Origin of the sequence: Kitasatospora sp. NPDC057198, assembly GCF_042670125.1 — a bacterium.
Lineage (GTDB): Bacteria > Actinomycetota > Actinomycetes > Streptomycetales > Streptomycetaceae > Kitasatospora.
Genome location: NZ_JBHUWH010000767.1, coordinates 1 through 2227 on the forward strand (window position 1 = coordinate 1; position 2227 = coordinate 2227).

Annotated in this window: 2 protein-coding genes; one reads left to right on the plus strand and one right to left on the minus strand. The window is 72.6% G+C overall.

Annotated elements, in window-relative coordinates; all coding sequences use genetic code 11:
- Positions 1 to 130: 130 nt before the first annotated feature.
- On the minus strand, positions 131 to 772 hold the full coding sequence (locus ACFUEL_RS38800) for a TetR family transcriptional regulator (protein WP_380242779.1): 642 nt from the start codon (positions 770 to 772) through the stop codon (positions 131 to 133).
- Between the two features lie 305 nt (positions 773 to 1077).
- Here ACFUEL_RS38800 and ACFUEL_RS38805 point away from each other — a divergent pair.
- Positions 1078 to 2227: serine/threonine-protein kinase (locus ACFUEL_RS38805; RefSeq protein WP_380242781.1), on the plus strand; the 1150-nt coding region annotated here is incomplete at its 3' end.

Below are 2227 nucleotides of genomic sequence, written 5' to 3' on the forward strand. Positions count from 1 at the left end.
CCTCCCGGCCGCCCCTCGCGTCCGTTGAAGGACGGCGCTCCGCGGTACGTCGGCGAACCTCCCCCGAGGCACGGCCGCATCCGACACACCCGGACAGGAAACCGGGGCCGAGCGCCGATGGGCTGGGTTCTTACTTCGGCGGCTTCTTTCCGGTGACTCCCAGGTACACCTGGAGCGCCAGGTTGGGCTTGAGGTCCTTGACCTTCACGCCCCAGGAGGTGAACGCCTTGCCGTGCTCGGCCGCCGCGGCGAGCAACGACACCAGGGCGCCGGCGACCGCCGACGGTTCGACCGTCTTGTCGGTCTTGCCCTGGTTGTTGCGGACCGCTTCGGCCAGCGGGCCGGCCACCGAGTTGAGGACCTTCATGCGGATCTTGAAGAACCGCTTGTCCCCTTCGGCGGCGCCGAGTGTGACCACTCGGAGAATGGCGTCATTCTTGCGCCAGAAGGCGAGGAATCCGTCCACCAGTTCTTCGGAAGTGGTGAAGCCGGTCTTTCCCGCCCAGGACTTTCCATCGACGAGCTCTTTGAGCCCGCCGCTGTCCTCGGCCATTTCCTCGGCGATCTCAAGGACTGCGCCCTCGACATCCGGGAAGTACTGGTAGAAGGTCGCGGGGGAGGTTCCCGCCATACGGGCGACGTCGATGACCTTGACGTCCCGGTACGGCGACGTGCTGAGCATCTCGCGGAGGCAGTCGAGCAGCTTCTGCCGCGTCTCCTGTCCGCGCCGCCCGGCGACGCGACCGTCGACGGTGCGAACTTGTCCTGTCATGTCGTCAGCTTACAGTGGCACGATCTTGGCGCTAATCGGTAGTGCGACTATTAGTCCGGGTGAGGGGGAAACGGCGCCATTTCCGTGCGGAGTTGTTGCCCCCCCGTGTGCTGATGACCCCACAGCGTGACGACAAGTCAGCTCCACCCCCTCCGGACACCCCCCGCGGGGGCGTCCGGAGGGGCCGGCTCCGGTACCCGGGGGCGTGTCACGGGCGGGGGAGATTGGCTCCCGGGCGGCGGGCATTGGAGAATCGGGGGGCGCCACCGCCGGGGGGCGCTGGCGGAAGGGGAGGTGGCTGCGGAGTGGACCAGCTGACGGCGCACGATCCGAGGCGGATCGGGCCCTTCGAAGTGCTGGCCCGGCTCGGCGCGGGCGGCATGGGCCTGGTGTACCTGGCCCGGTCCGCCTCGGGTCGGCGGGTGGCCATCAAGACCGTGCGCAGCGAGCTGGCCGAGGACAACCTGTTCCGGGTCCGCTTCGCCCGCGAGATCGCGGCCGCCAAGACGGTCGGCGGCTTCTACACGGCCGCCGTGGTGGACGCCGACGCCGACGCCGCCGTCCCGTGGCTGGCCACCGCGTACGTGCCCGCGCCCTCGCTGGAGGACCTGGTCAACGACTGCGGCCCGCTGCCCGCCGACGCGGTGCGCTGGCTGACGGCCGGCATCGCCGAGGCGCTGCAGTCCATCCACGCGGCCGGGCTGGTGCACCGGGACCTCAAGCCGTCCAACGTGCTGGTGGTCGAGGACGGGCCGCGGGTGATCGACTTCGGCATCGCCGCCGGGGTCTCCAGCACCCGGCTGACCATGACCAACGTCGCGGTCGGCACGCCCGCCTACATGTCGCCCGAGCAGGCCCGCGACAGCCGCAGCGTCACCGGCGCCAGCGACGTGTTCTCGCTCGGCTCGCTGGTGGTGTTCTGCGCCACCGGCCACCCGCCGTACCGCGGCTCCAACCCGGTCGAGACGGTGTTCCAGTTGCTGCGCGACCAGCCCGACCTGTCCGGGCTGCCGGTCGAGCTGGTCGACCTGGTCCGGGCCTGCATGCGGCCCACGCCCGAGCACCGGCCCACGCCCGCCCAGATCCAGGCCGAGCTGGCCCCGCACCTGTTCTCCCGGGCGGACGCCTCCGGCGAGGCGGGGGACTGGCTGCCGCCCGCCGCGCTCGACCTGATCGAGGCCAAGCGCAGCAGCAGACGCCACGTCAGCGCCCAGCAGCAGGCCCCGGCCCGGCCGCAGCCGCCGGTGGCGCTGCCGGCCCAGCCGGTCGGGCCGCCGTCGGCGCCGCCGGCCCTGGCCCCGGTCGGCCCGCCCCCGGGCGGCCCGGTCTCCGAGGCCGAGGTGGCCACCGAGCGGATGCGCCCGCACCAGCGGCCGGCCGCGCCCGCGCCCGGCGCCCCGAGCGACGGCGAGATCCGGCTGCCCGGCGCGCACGTGCCGATAGGACCCGGGCCGC

Bases quoted from the DNA above. Each gene is read 5' to 3' on its own strand.
- ACFUEL_RS38800 (WP_380242779.1), bottom strand. From the start codon at position 772: ATGACAGGACAAGTTCGCACCGTCGACGGTCGCGTCGCCGGGCGGCGC.